Origin of the sequence: Allokutzneria multivorans, assembly GCF_039537405.1 — a bacterium.
In the GTDB taxonomy this organism is placed as follows: domain Bacteria; phylum Actinomycetota; class Actinomycetes; order Mycobacteriales; family Pseudonocardiaceae; genus Allokutzneria; species Allokutzneria multivorans.
Map to the genome: position 1 here is coordinate 74,044 of NZ_BAABAL010000009.1, position 17,012 is coordinate 91,055.

Sequence of the window (17,012 nt, forward strand, 5' to 3'; positions counted from 1 at the left end):
CACTTCCGCGACGCACTTGGGGGCCGCATGACCTGGCGACTGCCGCTGACCGACCCCGGGGCCCACGCCCCCGGAGCGCTCGCGGCGCTGTACGACCGGCTGCACGCCTCCGGGCTCGGCACGTTCCGCGACGCGGACTCGGGCCTGCACCCGGTGTGGCGCTACGAGTTCGTCGAGAACATCCTCAAGGGCGCCGATCCCGGGGTCACCAACGCCAACACCCTGGACCCGCTCACCCCCATGGCGCGCTTCGCCGCCAATCCGGGGACGTACTCCAGCCTGGTGCACCTCGTCGGCGTCCCGAAGGCGACCGCGAACTCCAACGGCGCCGCGCACGAAGCCGTGCGGCGCGCGGTCTTCGCCCCGCCCGGCGGCCTCTCGCTGAGCCCCGCCGTCAACGAGGAGAGCTTCGGCGAGCTGATCCGGCGCCGGGTCGCCGCGGTTGCCGACGACGTCGAGAAGTCCTCTGTGGACGGTGGGATCGTCGATTTCGCGGCGGTCTTCGCGCGCCCGTTGTCGGCCGGGATCATCAGCGAGATCGTCGGCTTCGCCGAGTCCGACGAGGAGCGCGTGCGCTCGTGGAGCGACGGTCAGACCTCGCTGCTGGGCCGCGTGCTCGACCGTCCTGGCCAGGTCTCGGGCGTGCGCGGGCTCAGCGACCTGTCGCGCGCGTGCAGGCGCCTGGTCGCCGAGCGGGTGCGGACTCCGGCCGAGGACATGGCCAGTCACCTTCTGCGCCAAGGACTTCCGGAGAAGCGCGCGGCCGCCGTGCTGATGAACATCATGGCCGCCGGGTACTCCACGACCTACGGAACGCTGCTGAACGCGATGCGCTACCTGCTGTCCGACGGCGGGCGCGAGCACTGGGACGCCTTGCAGGACAAGGAGATCGTGCCCGCGCTAGCCAACGAGCTGATGCGCGTGGAGACCGGGCTCACCGGCTGGAAGCGCAAGGCGAAGGACGCCGTGCGGCTCGGGGACTCCGAGATCCCGGCGGGCGGGCAGATCCTGGTGATGCTCGGCGCGGCCAACCGCGATCCCGAGCACTTCCAGGAGCCGCACCGGATCCGGCTCGACCGGGCGCAGCGGCAGGAACCCAAGCCGCTGACCTTCGGCGCGGGACCGCACCTGTGCATCGGCCGCGAGGTCTCCCGGCTGGAGATCGGTGAAGCGCTGAGCGTGCTGCGGGAACGCTTCCCGCACATGCGGCTCGCGTTGCCCGGGCCGGAGGCCGACTACGACCCGGACTACCTCTTCCGCACCCCGGTCGCGCTGCCGGTCCGGCTGTAGCGAGGCGGCCGGGTCGACCGGCCGCCCCTCGCGCTCACCTGGTGTACATCGCCTTGATGTCGCCGGAGAAGGTCTCCGCGACGACGTTGCGGCGCAGCTTCAGGCTCGGCGTCAGCTCGCCGCCCGACTCGGTGAAGTCCACCGGCAGGATGCGGAACTTCTTGATCGCCTCCGCGTTGGACACCGCCTGGTTGGCCTCGTCCACCGCCGCCTGGATCTCCGCGACCAGTTCCGCGTCGGTGGCCAGCGACTCGACCGAGGCGTCCTTGGGCTTGCCGCGCTGTTCCTTCCACGCCGGGAAGAACTCGGGGTCGATGGTGATCAGCGCGGCGATGAACGGCTGCTTGTCGCCGACCACCATGCACTGGCTGATCAGCGGGTGCACGCGCAGCCGGTCCTCCAGCATCGCGGGCGAGACGTTCTTGCCGCCCGCCGTCACGATGATCTCCTTCTTCCTGCCGGTGATGCTCAGGAAGCCGTCGGAGTCCAGCTTGCCCAGGTCGCCGCTGTGGAACCAGCCGTCCTGGACCGACTCGGCGGTCGCGGTCTCGTTGCGCCAGTAGCGCTCGAAGACGATGTCGCCCTTGACCAGGATCTCGCCGTCGTCGGCGATGCGCACCGAGGTGCCGGGAACCGGCCTGCCCACCGTGCCGACGCGGAAGGCCTGCTCGGTGTTCACGCACGCCGCCGCCGAGGTCTCGGTGAGGCCGTAGCCCTCGAAGACCGGGATGCCGACGCCGCGGAAGAAGTGCGCGAGCCGCTCGCCGAGCGGGGCGCCGCCGGAGACCGCCGCGACGCAGCGCCCGCCGAGCGCGGCGCGCAGCTTGACGAAGACCAGCTTGTCGAAGACCAGGTGCTTGAGCTTGAGCCCGATCCCGGCGCCACCGGCGTCCTGGGCCTGGCTGAAGGCCACCGCGGTCGCCTCGGCGGCGTCGAAGATCTTGCCCTTGCCCTCGGCGTGCGCCTTCTGCTTGGCGCTGTTGTAGACCTTCTCGAAGACCCTGGGCACCGCGACGACGAAGGTCGGCCGGAACGAGCCGAGGTCGCGCACCAGGTTCTTCACGTCGGCGGTGTGCCCGATGGTCAGCCGCGCGTAGACGCCGGTGATCGTGATCGCGCGGGCCAGCACGTGCGCCAGCGGCAGGAACGCCAGCAGCGAGTTGCCCGGCTGCATCAGGCGGGGGAACGCGGCGATCTCGGCGCGCACCTCCGCGAGGAGGTTGCGGTGGGTCAGCTCGCAGCCCTTGGGGCGGCCGGTGGTGCCGGAGGTGTAGATCAGCGTCGCGAGGTCGTCGGCCTTCACGTCCTTGCGGCTGTCGTGCACCTGCGAGTCGGTGACGTCGGCGCCGAGCGCGGTCAGCTCGTCGACCGCACCCGCGGTGTTCTCGCGGTCCGGTCCGCCGGCGCCGGGGCCGTCGATCTGCCACACGTGGCGCACCTCGGGCAGGCGGTCGACCACGCCGTCCACGGTGCTGCGGTGCGCGGCCGTCTCCAGGAACACCGCCTTGGCGCCGGAGTCGGACAGGATCCACTCCACCTGGTGCGCCGAGGAGGTCTCGTAGATCGGCACGGTGGCGCAGCCCGCCGCCCAGATGGCGAAGTCGATCAGCGTCCACTCGTAGCGGGTCTTGGACATCAGACCGACCCGGTCACCCGGCTCCAGCCCGGCGGCGACAAGGCCCTTGGCCACCGCGAGCACCTGGGCGGCGAAATCGGCGGCCGTGACGTCCACCCAGGTCCCGTCGACGCGGCGGCGGAAGCTCACCGCCGTGCCGAACCGCTCGGCATTCGCCCACACCATGTCGGTGAGGTTTTCTTCCTCAGCCACGGTGGCGGTGGCGGGGACGCTGAACTCACGCACGTCATGACCTCCGGGTGACAGGTGTTACTGACGGGTTAACGTAGCGCGCGGTAACGCGCAGACAATAGGCCGTAACCCAGATGTTCCCGTCCGTGGCACGCTGCCGCTATGCCATCGGTTGACGTCCTCGACGAGATCTTCCTCGCCGTCCCGCCCGCCACCGTCGCCGCGGTCTTCGCGGATTCCGTTGTGTGGCGCCGGTTCTGGCCGGATCTTCGGCTTGAGGTCTACGCCGACCGGGGCGTGGAGGGACTGCGCTGGACGGTGGACGGCGCCCTCGTGGGCACGCAGGAGGTCTGGCTGGAGCCGATGCTCGACGGGACCCTGCTGCACTACTTCCTCCGCGCCGACCCACCACCGGGCGGCAGCGTGCGCCCCGGCGAGGCCCAGCGCAGGCAGCTCGCCGCCAAGCGCGTCGGCTTCGCCCTCAAGTCCAGGCTGGAGGCCGGACGCCCTCCCGGCCACCCACCACCCCCGCTCGCTTGATCATCTCCAACCACCCCCAACGCCCCCTCCCGCCCCCGCTCAACGCCCGAACGACCCGTTTGGTGCGTTGAGCGCGCTGAACGGGTCGTTTGGTGCGCTTGAAGTAGCTGAATGAGTCATTGGGGACGCTCAACTCCCTCAATGAGTCATTCAGCGCGTTGAGGTACCTGAATGAGTCATTCAGGGAGCAACACCGGGGGGTGGGGCGCGGTCGCTAAGGTCGGGTTGTGCGAGTCCATGTGGTGTCCGACGTCCACGGAGCTGCCGAAGCGCTGGCGAGGGCGGGTGAGGGCGCCGACGCAGTGGTGGTGCTCGGGGACCTGATCGACTTCGTCGACTACTTCGACCACTCGAAGGGCATCCTCGGCTCGGTGTTCGGCGCCGAGAAGGTCACCAGGTTCGCGGAGCTGCGCCGGGGTCACGGGCGCGAGGCGGGCGCCTACGTCCGCTCGCTGTGGGCGACGCTGGACGATCCGGCGGCGGTGGTGCGGGACGCGGCGCGGCAGCAGTACGCGGAGATGTTCGCGGCGATGACCGCGCCCACCTACGCGATCCCCGGCAACGTCGACCTGCCCGAGCTGTGGCCGGAGTTCGCGGGTCAGGGCGTGCACCTGGTCGACGGTGGCACGGCGGAGATCGGCGGGCTGAACTTCGGCTTCGTCGGCGGGACCTTGATCCCTCCTGGTTTCACGTTGAACCGTGACGCGCCGTGGGTCCCCTACGTGCGCCCGGTCGAGGAGCACGCGGAGGCCGTCCGCGCGCTGCCCGCGATGGACGTTCTGTGCAGCCACGTGCCGCCCGCGGTCGCTGAGCTGACCTACGACGTGATCGCGACGCGTTCGGAGTACGGCTCGGCAGCGCTGCTGGAGGCGATCGGCAAGCACGCGCCGCGCTGGTCGCTGTTCGGCCACGTGCACCAGCCGCTCGCGCGGCGGGTCAGGGTGGGGCGCACGGAGTGCGTGAACGTCGGGCACTTCCAGCGCACCCGTCAGCCGTATGTACTGCGGTGGTAGGCGTACGGGTAACCTGCGCGGCATGGCCGACCAGTCCACTCAGTCCATCGTGATCGACGCCACCCCTGAGCAGATCATGGCGGTGATCTCGGGCTTCGCGAAGTACCCGGAATGGGCCGAGGCGGTGAAGCACACCGAGGTGCTCAGCAGCGACTCCGCCGGGCGCGGTGAGCAGGTCCGGTTCGTCATCGACGCGGGTCCGATCAAGGACGAGTACGTGCTCGACTACGACTGGGCGGCGGACGGCCGCTCGGTGAGCTGGAACCTGGTCAAGGGCCAGATGCAGAAGGCGCAGGCGGGCAGCTACGTGCTCGCGCCCGAGAGCGACTGCTCGACCAAGGTGACCTACTCCCTGTCGGTCGAGCTGACCATCCCGATGATCGGCCTGTTCCGCCGCAAGGCCGAGAAGATGATCATGGACGTGGCGCTCAAGGAGCTGAAGAACAGGGCCGAGAGCGCGGCCTGATCCGCCGTCACGGACAATCGTCCCTCGTGCGCGTCCTGCTGTTCACCGGTAAGGGCGGCGTGGGCAAGACGACCCTCGCCGCCGCGACGGCCGCTCGTCTGGCTTCGGACGGCCACAAGGCGCTGGTGGTCTCCACCGACCCGGCGCACTCCCTCGCCGACGCCCTCGGCGTCCCGCTGGGGGCGGAGCCCTCGGAAGCGGGACCGTCGGGTCTGTTCGCGGCCCAGGTCGACGCCAGGTCCCTGGTCGACGGAGCGTGGCGCGAGCTGCGCGTGCACCTGCACACCGTGCTTTCCGGGGCGGGCGTCGACGAGGTGCAGGCCGAGGAGCTGACCGTCCTGCCCGGCGTCGAGGAGCTGCTGGCGCTGTCGGAGGTCCAGCGGCTCGCGGCGACCGGCCCCTGGGAGACCGTGGTCGTGGACTGCGGGCCGACCGCCGAGACGCTGCGCCTGCTGTCGCTGCCGGAGGCGCTCGCCGGGTACCTGGAGCGGCTGTTCCCGACCCACCGCAGGGTGGTGCGCGGACTGCTCGCCGGGCTGGCCGGAAGCTCCACTGTGGAGCGTTGGGACTCCGCGGCCGACGCGTTGGGCCGCTTGGCCGAACGGCTGGAGTCCTTGCGCGCCATGCTGATCGACCAGAACGTCACCAGCGTCCGCCTCGTGCTCACGCCGGAGCGCGTCGTCGCGGCGGAGACCCGTCGCACGCTGACCGCGCTCGCGTTGCAGGGCATCCGCGTCGACCGGCTGGTCGCCAACCGCCTGCTCCCCGAGGTCGAGGGCGAGGAGGGCGTCGCGGCCGCGTGGCTGCGCACCAGGCGCACCGAGCAGGACGCCGTGCTCAGCGAGCTGGGCGGCGACGTGCGGACCCCGCTGAACACGGTCGGCCACCGCGCTGAGGAGCCCATCGGGGTGCTCGCGCTGCTGGAGGTCGCCGCGGAGCTGTACGGCGACGGTGATCCGCTCGGCGGGGCGGTCGGCGCTGAGCTGATCGAGGTCACCGGCGGCGGCAAGGGCCTGGACTCCGAGTACGCGATGCGGCTGCACCTGCCGCTGGCCGCCGACGCGCAGCTGGACCTGGCCAGGGTCGATGATGAGCTGGTGATCACCCTCGACGGCCGCCGCAGGCTGGTGGCGCTGCCCGCCGTGCTGTGCCGCTGCGAGATCGTCGGCGCGAGCGCGGACGACGAGGGCATCACGGTGCGGTTCCGCCCCGACCCCCGAGTGTGGATGCGGTGACATGAGCGAGAACGTGAACCAGGAGCTGAGGCAGCTGTTGGACGCCGTTGCTCAGCGCGCTGAGCCTTGGCTGCGGAAGATTGCCCAAGATCCTGACGCCGAACACCGTGCGAGCTGCACCTGGTGTCCCTTGTGCGCGGCCATTTCCCTGGCTCGCGGGGAGCGGCCGGAACTCGCCGCGAAGGCCGCCGAGCACCTCAGCGGCCTGCTGACCGTGCTGCGCGCGTCGATGGAACCGCAGAGCCCGGAGCCGGAGCCCGAGGCCGCGCCGGAACCCGAACCCCGCCCGGAGCCCGCGCCGCGGGTGCAGAAGATCAGCGTCGACCGGTGCTGACCGTCGGCGTCGACGTGGGCGGCACGAGCGTCCGGGCGGGCGTCGTCGACGCGTACGGCGCCATCCTGGACACCGCCGTCGCGCCCACCCCGAGCGGCGAAGCGCCGCTGGAGGACGCGATCGTCGCGGAGGTCAAGGACCTGGCCTCGCGGCACCAGGTCACCGCGCTCGGGCTGGCCGTCGCCGGGTTCGTCACCGCGGACCGCAGGGGAGTGCGCTTCGCCCCGCACCTGGCCTGGCGCAACGCCGACGTGGCCGAGCGGATCTCCGGGCGGCTCGGGCTGCCGGTGGTGCTGGAGCACGACGCCAACGCGGCCGCGCTCGCCGAGTACCGCTTCGGTGCCGCGCGCGGGACGCGAGTCGCCGCGCTGGTCGCGCTCGGCACGGGCATCGGTGGCGCGCTGCTGATCGACGGCGAGATCTTCCGGGGGGCCTACGGCGTCGCCCCCGAGCTGGGTCACCTGCGCGTGGTGCCGGACGGTCGGCCGTGCCCGTGCGGTAAGCGCGGGTGCTGGGAGCGGTACTGCAGCGGCACCGCGCTCGCCGCGACCGCCGTGGAGATGCTGGCGCGCGACCCGGGCTGCTCGACGCTGCTCGCGCGGGAGGCCGCGGGCGACATGCGCGCGGTCACCGGCAGGAAGGTCGCGGGGGCCGCGCTGGACGGCGATCCGTTGGCACAGCGGGCGATGGACGAGCTGGCGAAATGGCTCGGTCAGGGCTTGGCGCTGGTGGCTGACGTCTACGACCCCGAGGTGATCGTGATCGGCGGCGGGGTCTCGCAGTCGGCGCCGCTGTTCCTCGACGACGCTCGCGAGCGCTACGCGTCGCTGGTGACGGGGGCGGGGCACCGGCCGCTCGCGCGCATCCGCACCGCTCAGCTGGGCGATGACGCCGGGATAGTGGGAGCCGCCTCGCTCGCGGCCGATCTCGCCGGGCGGCGGCTCAACCCCCGCTGAGGATGTCGAGCTGGAGGAGGACGCGGCCGGCGACGCTGCCGACAGCGCTCACTCGTCGTGCTCTCGCGGAGAAGGCCCTAGCGGTTGCGACGGCGGAGCAACCGGCGACGCGGCTTCTCGGTGGAGTGGTGCGTGCGCCGCTCGGACCGCTGTTCGGCGGCCCGGGACAGCGCACGCACGAGCACGAAGGCTTGCAACTGATCCATGAGTCACTCCCTCCGGTGCGCGGGTCCCGGGGTTGTGCCCCGGAGCCCGCGATCACGTTACGGCAGCACTGAATCGTTGTGACAAGCGGAAAATCACTTTCGTGCTCGATCTCACCGAGTTGGCCCACGGTTTGTGGTCTGGACCACTCTGCGTAGTGGTCTAGACCTGTGCGCCATCGTCCCAGCCGGAGTCCGGCGGGGGTCCCTTGCGCATCCGCAGCACCAGCCAGCCGATGCCGCCGCTGATCGCCAGCAGGGCGAGCGGGGTGGCCGAGCTCGCCGCCATGCCGAGCACGCTCGGCGCGATCAGCAGCAGCGCGCCGACGCACAGCAGGGCGAACGCGCCGAGCGTCGCCGGGCGCAGCGGGGGCAGGGGCGGCGGCTCCGGCGGAACGAAGTGGTCGTCGAGAGAAGACGCCGACGACGCCGAGGACCCCGAAGACCCGCTCGCGGGGTCGGGCGTTGATCCGGAGGGTGCCGCCGCGGAGTCGGGTTCCGGCTCCTGCGCCTTGGGTTTCTTCTCGGCCTTCTTCTCGCCGGTCCCGGCCTCGCTGTCGGGCCAGTCGGCGGAGACCCCCTCGCGTTGCAGTCCGGCCACGATCGCGGCGAACGCGGCGTCGACGTCCTCGGGACCGCCGGTCTCCTCTGCCTTCTTGCTCAAGCGGCTTCCCCCACCCTGGACTCGTGCACGCGGCGCGCGAACTCCGTGCTCGCCGCGAAGATCGTCGGAGCGTCGTGGTCGAGCGTGGCGACGTGGTAGCTGTCCGGCAACACGACCTCGGTCACATCGTCGCTGGTCACCCCGTCCAGCAGCAGTCGCGAGCTGATCGCGGGCACGACGGGGTCCACGGCCGAGCGGAACAGCAGCAGCGGTTGCTGCACGCGGCCGAGGTCGTCGCGGACCACGCCCCAGAGCTGTTGCAGGCTGGCCGCCGCGCGCAGCGGGGTGCGGTCGTAGGCGACCTCGTGCACCCCGGGCTTGGCGATGTTGTCGGCGATGCCCGCCACCGACGGCCACACCTTGGACAGCAGCGGGACCAGGCGCGCGCCGCGCTGGAGCGTGGTGAGCGAGGGGTTGACCAGCGCGAGCCCGGCGACCTCGGCCCCGTGCCGCTGCGCGAGCCGCAGCGCCAGGGTCCCGCCCATCGACAGGCCGAAGACGAAGGTCGAGCGGCACCGCGCGGACAACTGGCCGAAGTGCGTGTCGAGCCGGTCGTACCAGTGCTGCCACCGGGTGCGGTTCATGTCCTGCCACCGCGTCCCGTGCCCCGGGAGCAGCGGAACGCGCACCGAGAAGCCCTCGGCGGCCAAGTGCTCCGCCCAGGGCCGCATGCTGTGCGGCGTTCCGGTGAAACCGTGGCAGAGCAGTACACCGATGTCGTCGGAGCCCTCGTGAGCGAAGGGCTCCGCACCGGTCAGCACGGGCACCATGGCCTCCCTGGTCTCTTGCTGGGTGACGGCGAGACGCCGCCCTCCATAGTCCCACGCGTCACCGACGGTGCGGCAGATCTCATCGAGTTGGGCACTGTGGTTGGCTGTTCCGCGTTGTGTTCGGTAAGGAACGCTCCGTAGGCTGGCGCGTCACGCTGAGGGCAGGGAGGAGGCGGTCTTCACAGTGCTCTACTGGCTGGTGAAGTACGTCATTCTGGGGCCGCTGCTGCGGTTGTTCTTCCGTCCGACCATCGAGGGGTTGGAGAACGTGCCCCGCAAGGGCGGCGCGATCCTCGCGAGCAACCACCTCGCGGTCGCCGACTCGTTCTTCCTGCCCTTGATGATCCCGCGCCGGGTGACCTTCCTGGCCAAGCGGGAGTACTTCACCGGCAAGGGGATCAAGGGCCGGTTCAAGCGGGCCTTCTTCAGCGGGGTCGGCCAGGTGCCGATCGACAGGGCCAGCGCCGCCGCGGCCCAGGGCGCGCTGGACACCGGGGTGCGGCTGCTGCGCGAGGGCCACCTGCTCGGCATCTACCCCGAGGGCACGCGCTCCCCGGACGGCCGCCTCTACAAGGGCAAGATCGGCGTGGCCAGGATGGCGATGGAGGCCGGGGTCCCGGTCATCCCCGTCGTCATGGTCGGCACCGACAAGGCCAACCCCATCGGCTCCAAGATGTGGCGCCCGCACCGCATCCGCATCGTGATCGGCGAGCCCCTGGACTTCAGCCGCTACGACGGGCTCGGCGGCGACCGGTTCGTGGAGCGCTCGGTCACCGACGAGATCATGTACGCGCTGATGGAGATGTCCGGCCAGGAGTACGTGGACGTCTACGCGGCCAAGTTGAAGGACCCCGTCCCGCCCCAGCGGCGCAAGCCCGCCGCGGACCGGGTACCGGGGGCCAAGGCGGGCTGAGCGGACTCTAGAGTCCCTGCGGTGCGGTTTTTCTACGACACCGAGTTCATCGAGGACGGCGTGACGATCGACCTGGTGTCGATCGGCGTCGTCGACGAGCGGGGCCGCGAGTTCTACGCGGTGTCCACCGAGTTCGACCCCGAGCGGGCCGGGCTGTGGGTGCGGCAGAACGTGCTGGACAAGCTCCCGCCGCCTGCCGATCCCGCGTGGCGCAGCCGCAAGCAGATCCGCGACGACCTGCTGGAGTTCCTCAACGAACCCGGCGAGGACATCGAGCTGTGGGCGTGGTTCGCCGCCTACGACCACGTCGCGCTCGCGCAGCTGTGGGGCGCCATGCCCGCGCTGCCCAGGGAGATCCCGCGCTACACCAAGGACCTGCGGCAGCGCTGGGAGGACCTCAAGCGCCCGCGCCTGACCCCGCCGCCCGCCGACGCGCACTCCGCGCTGGCCGACGCCAGGCACAACCTGGTCCGCTGGAAGATCATGGAACCCCTCTGGAAGCGGGGCTGAGCCCGGGGCCTGTCTGGTGGGTCTCGTTCGATGAGGGTCGGGATCGAGGTCGTTCCTGGCAAGACGGCGGGAAGACCGCGTACCGGTGTTGTACGTGGGCTTTCCGACGGCGCCGCCAGGGGCGGGCTCGGCCCGGCCATCGCGAACACGGACCTGCCAGACAGGCCCCAAGGGGGACCCGCCTCGCTGCACCGATCAAGCTCCTGACAGGCTGAGCGCGACGACGGTCACACTCTGCGCGCATCCGGCGCAGCGAGGAGGCGATGAAATGCGCATCGGCGTGCTCACCGGCGGCGGGGACTGCCCTGGCCTCAACGCGGTCATCCGCGCGGTCGTCCGCAAGGGCGTCGAGGTCTACGGGCATGACTTCGTCGGCTTCCGCAACGGGTGGAAGGGGCCGATCGAGGGGCACACCCGCCCGCTCGGGCTCGACCAGGTCGAGGACATCCTGACCAGGGGCGGCACCATCCTGGGGTCCTCGCGGACCAACCCGTACAAGGTCGACGGCGGCGTCGACGCCATCCGCAAGACCCTGGCCGAGCAGCAGGTCGACGCGCTCATCGCCATCGGCGGCGAGGACACCCTCGGCGTCGCCAAGAGGCTCACCGACGACGGCATCGGCGTCGTCGGCGTGCCGAAGACGATCGACAACGACCTCGGCGCGACCGACTACACCTTCGGTTTCGACACCGCGGTGCACATCGCCACCGAGTCCATCGACCGGCTGCGCACCACCGCCGAGTCCCACCACCGCGCGCTCGTCGTGGAGGTCATGGGCAGGCACGCCGGCTGGATCGCGCTGCACTCCGGCCTCGCCGGTGGCGCCAACGTGATCCTGGTGCCGGAGAAGAAGTTCAGCGTCGACAAGGTCGTCGAGTGGGTGCAGCGCCGCTTCGAGCGCGAGTACGCCCCGATCATCGTCGTCGCCGAGGGCGCCATGCCGCAGGACGGGGCCGAGATCCTGGTCAGCGGCGAGAAGGACGCGTTCGGGCACGTGCGCCTCGGCGGCATCGGCACCTGGCTCGCCGACGAGATCGCCGCGCGCACCGGCAAGGAGTCCCGCGCCGTCGTGCTCGGCCACACCCAGCGCGGTGGCACCCCGACCGCCTACGACCGCGTCCTGGCCACCCGCTTCGGCCTGCACGCGGTGGACGCGGTCAACGACGGCGACTTCGGCGTCATGGTCGCGTTGCGCGGCACCGACATCGTCCGCGTCAAGCTCTCCGAGGCGACCGCGGAACTGAAGACCGTCCCCACCGAGCGCTACGCCGAGGCCGAGGTCTTCTTCGGCTGACCCAGGCATTCGCTCAACACCTGAACGACCCGTTCAGCGCGCTCAACGCACTGAACGGGTCGTTCAGTGCATCTGAGGCCCTGAATGACTCATTGAGGTCCACCACCACGGCCTGCCATTGGCCCGTTTGGTGCGTTGAGGGTCCTGAATGACTCATTCGGGGAGTTGAGGTACCTGAATGAGTCATTCAGGGCTCAAGACCACGGCCTCAGGTGGTGGGGGTGTGGCGGTAGAGGAGGACGCGGGTGAGGGCGTCCTCCTCGCGGAAGATCACGTGTTCGCCGTTGGGCAGCGCGGTGGCGGTGATGCCGGTGACGGCGACGTCGACCCAGCCCGCGCGGCGCCCGACCTCGGGACCGGCGACGAGGGAACCGCGGTAGGTCAAGGAGTCGGCGCTGAAGGTGCGCACGCGTCCCGCCGGATCTCCTTCTCCGGCACCGGAATCGGCCACGTAGACGCGGTTCCCGGCGACCGCGATGCCGATCGGCGAGCAGGGGTCGATGCTCCACTGCGAGTACCAGCAGCGCTTGTAGTCCATGTCGACCGACCTGCTCAGCCGACGTTGCGGTGTGCTGAAGTTGTCGTACTTCGCGAGGATGTAGCGCGGCGACGCGGTCGGCCCGGCGGGCGCTCCCCGGTAGCCGTAGAGGTACATGGTGTCGGTGGCGTCGACGTAGTGGACGTTGAGGATCTTGTCCATCGGCGCGTCGGCCAGCAGGATGTTCTCCGCGCTGCCGTACTGCGGGTTCTGGGCGGCGTCGAACGAGCGCAGCGGGAAGTGGTGCACGTACTTGAGGTTGGGGCCGGTTCCCCACACCCCGCCCTTCACGTCGATCGAGTGCGCGAAGGAGATCCAGTCGCGGCCGTCGGCCATGTCGGTGATCTCGCCGGGGCTGACGCGGCAGTCGGCGTTGGTGTCGACCCACTTCCGCCGCCCGGGAGTCGCCGGGGTGCCGTCCGGCCACGCGTTGACGCCTTCGGAGAACAACACGGACGGCCGCATCTCATCGCCATCGGCCTTGTAGATCCCCAAGTTCGTGAACGCCTGCCCCTGCGGACGGACGAACAAGTACTTCCGCTCGATGCCGTCTGAGCCCTTCAGGTACCGCAGCGCCACGGCTTGCGTCTGCGACGTCGCTCCGGTGACCGGATGCGGACTCCGGCCGTCGTGCGGGCAGGTCGCGCGGTTCACGGTCAGCTGCGTGCGGTTCGGCGACCACTCCTGGCCGGGCGTGGTCGTGGAGTAGTTCAGCGTGTACCTGTTGAACGCCGTGTACACCTGCGTCGGATCACGCGGGTCCGGCACGGCGGCGTCGAGGAAAACGTGGTTGACGACCTTGCCGTCCAACACGTTGTTCGGCGTGAAGCGGCGGATGTCGAGCCAGCCATAAGTGCCGCGCCCGTTCGCCGCGACGGTGATGTTGCCCGCCTTGTCGATGCCGACCCCGGCGAGGTTGTCGAAGCGGTCGTCGCCGTAAACGCCTTTGTGTGCAACGACTCCGCCCGGCTGGCCGAGCTTGCCGATCAGCTCGTTGCGCTCGGAGTAGAGCCGAACCTGTTGTGCCGCAACGTGGTTGTCCGCGATGAGCAGCCGGTTGGCGTTCGCGGCCAACGCCATCGGCGACGTGCCCACGTCGGTGATCGTGGCGCCCGCCGTGACCGCGCCGGTCGGCTGGACCTTCCACTCCCGCGCCTCGCGCTTGCCGGATGCGTTGTCGGACAAGGCGAACAGACTGTTCGTGGCGTGGCGGAAAGTCAGCGCGCCGGGGTTGCGCGCGGGGTACTCGGCGACGAGCGTCATCTTTTCGCGCTCGTAGACGTAAATCAGGTTCTCCGAAGGGCGGGACACGAACACGAACCCGAGTCCCGCTGTGAGCCCGCCCGGCACACCGGTGAGGTTGCGCCCGGCCGTCCAGCTCGACGCGACGGGGTCGCCGCCCGCGAAGTCAGACATCGGGATCGTGTCGCCGTACCAAGGGTTCTTGTGCGGGACCGAGCCGCGCTGGAACCGCGTCAGCACCTGCCCGAGGTTCTTCAGGCTGCCGTCCGGCAACCGCTCGCCCCAGCGGGTGTGGTCGGCGTAGAAGTACTTGTCGTCGCCCGCCACGACCGTCCCGCCGGAGCCCTGCGGGTAGAGCTGGGCCACCGGCCGCGCCGTCGCCCCGACCCCGAAGCGGTAGACGCCCTTCTCCCGTGACATCTCGTCGTACACGGAATTGGTGTACGCCAAGCCATCGGTGCTCTGTGGGTCGACGAAAACCGACGCGACCCGGACCTGGACCCATTTCCTGCCGTAGCCGGGCCAGCCCTGGTCGGTCGGGTGGAGGGAGGCTGCGTCCTCGGCGGACAGGGTCTCCCCGAGCCACGACGTGCGGTGCGACAGCGGGGTCTCAGCCACCGCCGTCGCACCCGGCACGACGAGGATCGTCGCGAGCAACAGGCGTTTCCACATGGCCGCGAGTCTCGAAGCCTTTGGCCACGCGGAGAAGCGTTTGCTCCTAGGGCTGCCTCATCGGGCGTGAATCACCTCGTCGCGGGAGATCGCCAGCATCTCCTCGCGCGAGACGACCTTGATCCGCTCTCGGCCGCGCGCGTCACCGAGCCGGAGCTCGTGCACGTCCAGCCGGTTCCAGCCCTCGTGCGTGGTGTAGCGGATGTCCCTGCGCTCCAACAGGTCCAGCACCGCGGCGGGGTCCGGCTCGGGCGCGGTGCGCAGCGTCGGCAGGTCGGCGAGCAGGCTGCCGACCGTCTCCAGCGCGTCGCCCTTGGTGTGCCCGATGAGCCCGACCGGCCCGCGCTTGATCCAGCCGGTGACGTAGCAGCCGGGCAGCTGCTGGCCGTCCTGGTCCAGCACGCGGCCCGCGTCGTGCGGGACGGTGCCGGAGGAGTGGTCGAACGGCAGGTCCGCCAGGTGCGACCCGAGGTAGCCGACCGCGCGGTACACGGCCTGCACGTCCCAGTCGTGGAACGCGCCCGTGCCGCGCGCGCCGCCGTTGCCGTCCAGCTCCATGCGCTCGGTGCGCAGACCCGTCACGCCGTCCGCGCCGAGCACCGCGACGGGCTGGTGCAGGAAGTGCAGGTGCAGCCGCCTCGGACGGTTCCCGGGATCGCGGATCGCCCAGTCCTGCAAGGTCTTCACGACCTGGCGGACCTGGTTGCTGGAGTGGATCGCGGCCATGCTGCCGTCGTCGAACTCGATGTCCTCGGGGTACACCAGGACCTCGACGCTGGGCGAATGGTCCAGTTCGCGCAGCTCCAGCGGCGTAAACTTCGCCTGCGCCGGGCCGCGCCTGCCGAAGACGTGCACGTCGGTGACCTGGCTGGCGGCGAGGCCCCGGTAGACGTTGTCGGGGATCTCGGTGGAGAGCAGCTCGTCGGCGGGCTTGGCCAGGATGCGCGCCACGTCCAGCGCCACGTTGCCCACGCCCAGCACCGCCACGCTGCGCGCGGTCAGCGGCCAGTCGCGCGGCACGTCGGGGTGCCCGTCGTACCAGGACACGAAGTCCGCGCCGCCGTAGCTGCCCGGCAGCTCGATGCCCGGGATGTCGAGGTCGCGGTCCTTGGCGGCGCCGGTGGAGAAGATCACCGCGTCGTAGTGCCTGCGGAGGTCCTCCAGCGTGATGTCCAGGCCGTAGTGCACGTTGCCCAGCAGGCGGATCTCCGGCTTCTCCAGCACGCGCTGCAACGCGTGCACGATCTGCTTGATCCTCGGGTGGTCCGGCGCGACCCCGTACCTGATCAGGCCGTAGGGCGCGGGCAGCCGCTCGAAGAGGTCGATGCTGACCGGGGTGTCGGACTTCGTCAGGATGTCGGCCGCGTAAATACCGGCGGGACCGGCCCCCACGACGGCGATCCGCAGCGGGCGACGCTGATGAGCACTCACGTCGCCAAGGTTAGCCTTACCTAATCTCTAGGTCAGTGTGGGTCTGCTAACAGCGCCCCGATGTCCAGGTAGGCCGCGAAGGTGCCCAGCCAGTGGTCGGCCGCGTAGCCGTAGCCGAACACGTAGCGCCAGCCGTCCTCGGCGTGCGTGCGGGCCGCCTCGTCGGCGATGGCGCGGTACGGGTGCTCAGCGGGCAGGACGGCGGCCAGCGAGCGCCACGCGGCGGCCCTGGACAGCATCAGGCCGGAGATGTGCGAGCCGTGCGGGTCGGACGGGTCGTCAACCGGAACCGGCTCGCGCAGCACGCTCCACCTCGGCGCTTCAAGGTCTGGCAAGAACGCCGCCAGCCAGTCCAGGAACGCGGGCTCGGGAAGCACGCGCCGCATCACGTCGATCTCCGTCAACGCGGGGGAGAGGAAGTCCGACGCGTTCGGCTCGAAGCCGCCGTAGCCCGCGTCCGCGCCGTACCACCGCAGCGCCGCCGCCGCGGTCGCGTCGACGAGTTCGGTGTCACCGACCGCCCGCGCGGAGTCGAGCACCAGGCCCGCCGCGAACGCGGTGTTGGAGTGCACGCCGCTGCGCACGGGCCACCGCGCCTTGCCCGTCCACTCCAGCCAGCGCGTGCGCAGGACCTCCGTCAGTGGACGCAGGGCGTCGGCCCACGTGCCCGCGCGTTCACCGCCCAGCTGCGCCGCCCACAACCGCAGTTCGGCGTCGAGCACGAACAGCCACGCCCAGCCGTACGGGCGCTCCCAGTATCCGCCGCGCGGCCCTCGGAAGAACTCGGCCTCCTTCTCGCAGCCCTCGACCGTGAGCAGGCTGTCCAGCACGTCGGCTGCGCGCGCCGCCTCGGCAAGGGCCGGACGAAGCCGCAGCAGGCGCACGATCAGCCACGTCTGGTGCACACAGGAGTGCCAGTCGTAGCTGCGCGCGAACACCGGGTGCAGCTGGCTCTGCGGGACCAGTTCCTCGTCGGAGGAGATCAGGTGCGTCCAGTGCACCGGGTGGTCGCGCAGCACGTTCTCCAGCGCCACCGAGAGGAGCCTGGCGGCGGTGTCGTCGTCCAGTCGAGAGGCCATGGAAACCCATCCTGCCCCGCCCCGTGCGCGCCCACAGCGCCCGATCGGCCGCACG

17 protein-coding genes are annotated in these 17,012 nt (G+C 70.7%); 10 read left to right on the top strand and 7 right to left on the bottom strand.

Annotation, left to right across the window (positions count from 1 at the left end; all coding sequences use genetic code 11):
- Positions 1 to 27: 27 nt before the first annotated feature.
- Positions 28 to 1,290 (top strand): cytochrome P450, encoded by a 1,263-nt coding sequence (locus ABD798_RS15265; protein WP_344875143.1) that lies wholly within the window; start codon positions 28 to 30, stop codon positions 1,288 to 1,290.
- Positions 1,291 to 1,324: 34 nt separating this feature from the next.
- On the opposite strand, the gene ABD798_RS15270 is transcribed toward ABD798_RS15265, so the two are convergent.
- Complete coding sequence (locus ABD798_RS15270) at positions 1,325 to 3,151, bottom strand: AMP-dependent synthetase/ligase (protein ID WP_344875145.1); 1,827 nt, start codon at positions 3,149 to 3,151, stop codon at positions 1,325 to 1,327.
- Between the two features lie 108 nt (positions 3,152 to 3,259).
- Here ABD798_RS15270 and ABD798_RS15275 point away from each other — a divergent pair, with 108 nt between their 5' ends.
- From ABD798_RS15275 to ABD798_RS15300, 6 genes are all read left to right on the top strand, one after another.
- Positions 3,260 to 3,637: a polyketide cyclase / dehydrase and lipid transport gene (locus ABD798_RS15275; protein ID WP_344875147.1), complete on the top strand. Its 378-nt coding sequence runs from the start codon at positions 3,260 to 3,262 to the stop codon at positions 3,635 to 3,637.
- A 227-nt stretch (positions 3,638 to 3,864) separates the two neighbouring features.
- The gene (locus ABD798_RS15280) at positions 3,865 to 4,650 is read left to right on the top strand and encodes a metallophosphoesterase family protein (protein ID WP_344875149.1); all 786 of its coding nucleotides are present in this window, start codon (positions 3,865 to 3,867) and stop codon (positions 4,648 to 4,650) included.
- Positions 4,651 to 4,672: 22 nt separating this feature from the next.
- A complete protein-coding gene (locus ABD798_RS15285) occupies positions 4,673 to 5,116 on the top strand; it encodes an SRPBCC family protein (RefSeq protein WP_344875151.1) in 444 nt (147 codons plus the stop codon).
- Between the two features lie 26 nt (positions 5,117 to 5,142).
- The gene (locus ABD798_RS15290; RefSeq protein ID WP_344875153.1) at positions 5,143 to 6,351 is read left to right on the top strand and encodes an ArsA family ATPase; all 1,209 of its coding nucleotides are present in this window, start codon (positions 5,143 to 5,145) and stop codon (positions 6,349 to 6,351) included.
- A 1-nt stretch (position 6,352) separates the two neighbouring features.
- Entirely contained in the window at positions 6,353 to 6,685 is a 333-nt protein-coding gene (locus tag ABD798_RS15295) for a hypothetical protein (protein ID WP_344875154.1), read from the top strand.
- On the top strand, positions 6,679 to 7,641 hold the full coding sequence (locus ABD798_RS15300) for an ROK family glucokinase (protein ID WP_344875156.1): 963 nt from the start codon (positions 6,679 to 6,681) through the stop codon (positions 7,639 to 7,641). The genes ABD798_RS15295 and ABD798_RS15300 overlap by 7 nt, the downstream gene beginning before the upstream one ends.
- Positions 7,642 to 7,718: 77 nt before the next feature.
- On the opposite strand, the gene ABD798_RS15305 is transcribed toward ABD798_RS15300, so the two are convergent.
- The 3 genes from ABD798_RS15305 to ABD798_RS15315 form a co-directional block, all read right to left on the bottom strand.
- Positions 7,719 to 7,847, bottom strand: a complete 129-nt coding sequence (locus tag ABD798_RS15305; protein ID WP_344875158.1) for a hypothetical protein — start codon at positions 7,845 to 7,847, stop codon at positions 7,719 to 7,721.
- Between the two features lie 160 nt (positions 7,848 to 8,007).
- On the bottom strand, positions 8,008 to 8,508 hold the full coding sequence (locus tag ABD798_RS15310) for a hypothetical protein (protein ID WP_344875160.1): 501 nt from the start codon (positions 8,506 to 8,508) through the stop codon (positions 8,008 to 8,010).
- Positions 8,505 to 9,275, bottom strand: a complete 771-nt coding sequence (locus ABD798_RS15315; RefSeq protein ID WP_344875162.1) for an alpha/beta hydrolase — start codon at positions 9,273 to 9,275, stop codon at positions 8,505 to 8,507. The genes ABD798_RS15310 and ABD798_RS15315 overlap by 4 nt, the downstream gene beginning before the upstream one ends.
- Positions 9,276 to 9,462: 187 nt before the next feature.
- Between ABD798_RS15315 and ABD798_RS15320 the strand changes: the two genes are divergently transcribed.
- The 3 genes from ABD798_RS15320 (at position 9,463) to ABD798_RS15330 (ending at position 11,995) form a co-directional block, all read left to right on the top strand.
- Complete coding sequence (locus ABD798_RS15320) at positions 9,463 to 10,191, top strand: lysophospholipid acyltransferase family protein (RefSeq protein WP_344875164.1); 729 nt, start codon at positions 9,463 to 9,465, stop codon at positions 10,189 to 10,191.
- Positions 10,192 to 10,212: 21 nt separating this feature from the next.
- Positions 10,213 to 10,701 carry a polyadenylate-specific 3'-exoribonuclease AS gene (locus ABD798_RS15325; protein WP_344875166.1) on the top strand — a complete coding sequence of 163 codons (489 nt, stop codon included), beginning with the start codon at positions 10,213 to 10,215 and terminating at the stop codon, positions 10,699 to 10,701.
- A 268-nt stretch (positions 10,702 to 10,969) separates the two neighbouring features.
- The gene (locus ABD798_RS15330) at positions 10,970 to 11,995 is read left to right on the top strand and encodes a 6-phosphofructokinase (RefSeq protein ID WP_344875168.1); all 1,026 of its coding nucleotides are present in this window, start codon (positions 10,970 to 10,972) and stop codon (positions 11,993 to 11,995) included.
- A 208-nt stretch (positions 11,996 to 12,203) separates the two neighbouring features.
- Here the strand turns inward: ABD798_RS15330 and ABD798_RS15335 are convergent, their stop codons facing one another.
- From ABD798_RS15335 to ABD798_RS15345, 3 genes are all read right to left on the bottom strand, one after another.
- The gene (locus tag ABD798_RS15335) at positions 12,204 to 14,447 is read right to left on the bottom strand and encodes an NHL repeat-containing protein (protein WP_344875169.1); all 2,244 of its coding nucleotides are present in this window, start codon (positions 14,445 to 14,447) and stop codon (positions 12,204 to 12,206) included.
- Between the two features lie 57 nt (positions 14,448 to 14,504).
- Positions 14,505 to 15,839: a ferredoxin--NADP reductase domain-containing protein gene (locus tag ABD798_RS15340; protein ID WP_344875768.1), complete on the bottom strand. Its 1,335-nt coding sequence runs from the start codon at positions 15,837 to 15,839 to the stop codon at positions 14,505 to 14,507.
- A 71-nt stretch (positions 15,840 to 15,910) separates the two neighbouring features.
- Positions 15,911 to 16,957, bottom strand: coding sequence for a DUF2891 domain-containing protein (locus ABD798_RS15345; protein ID WP_344875171.1), 1,047 nt, complete (start codon positions 16,955 to 16,957; stop codon positions 15,911 to 15,913).
- Positions 16,958 to 17,012: the final 55 nt, after the last annotated feature.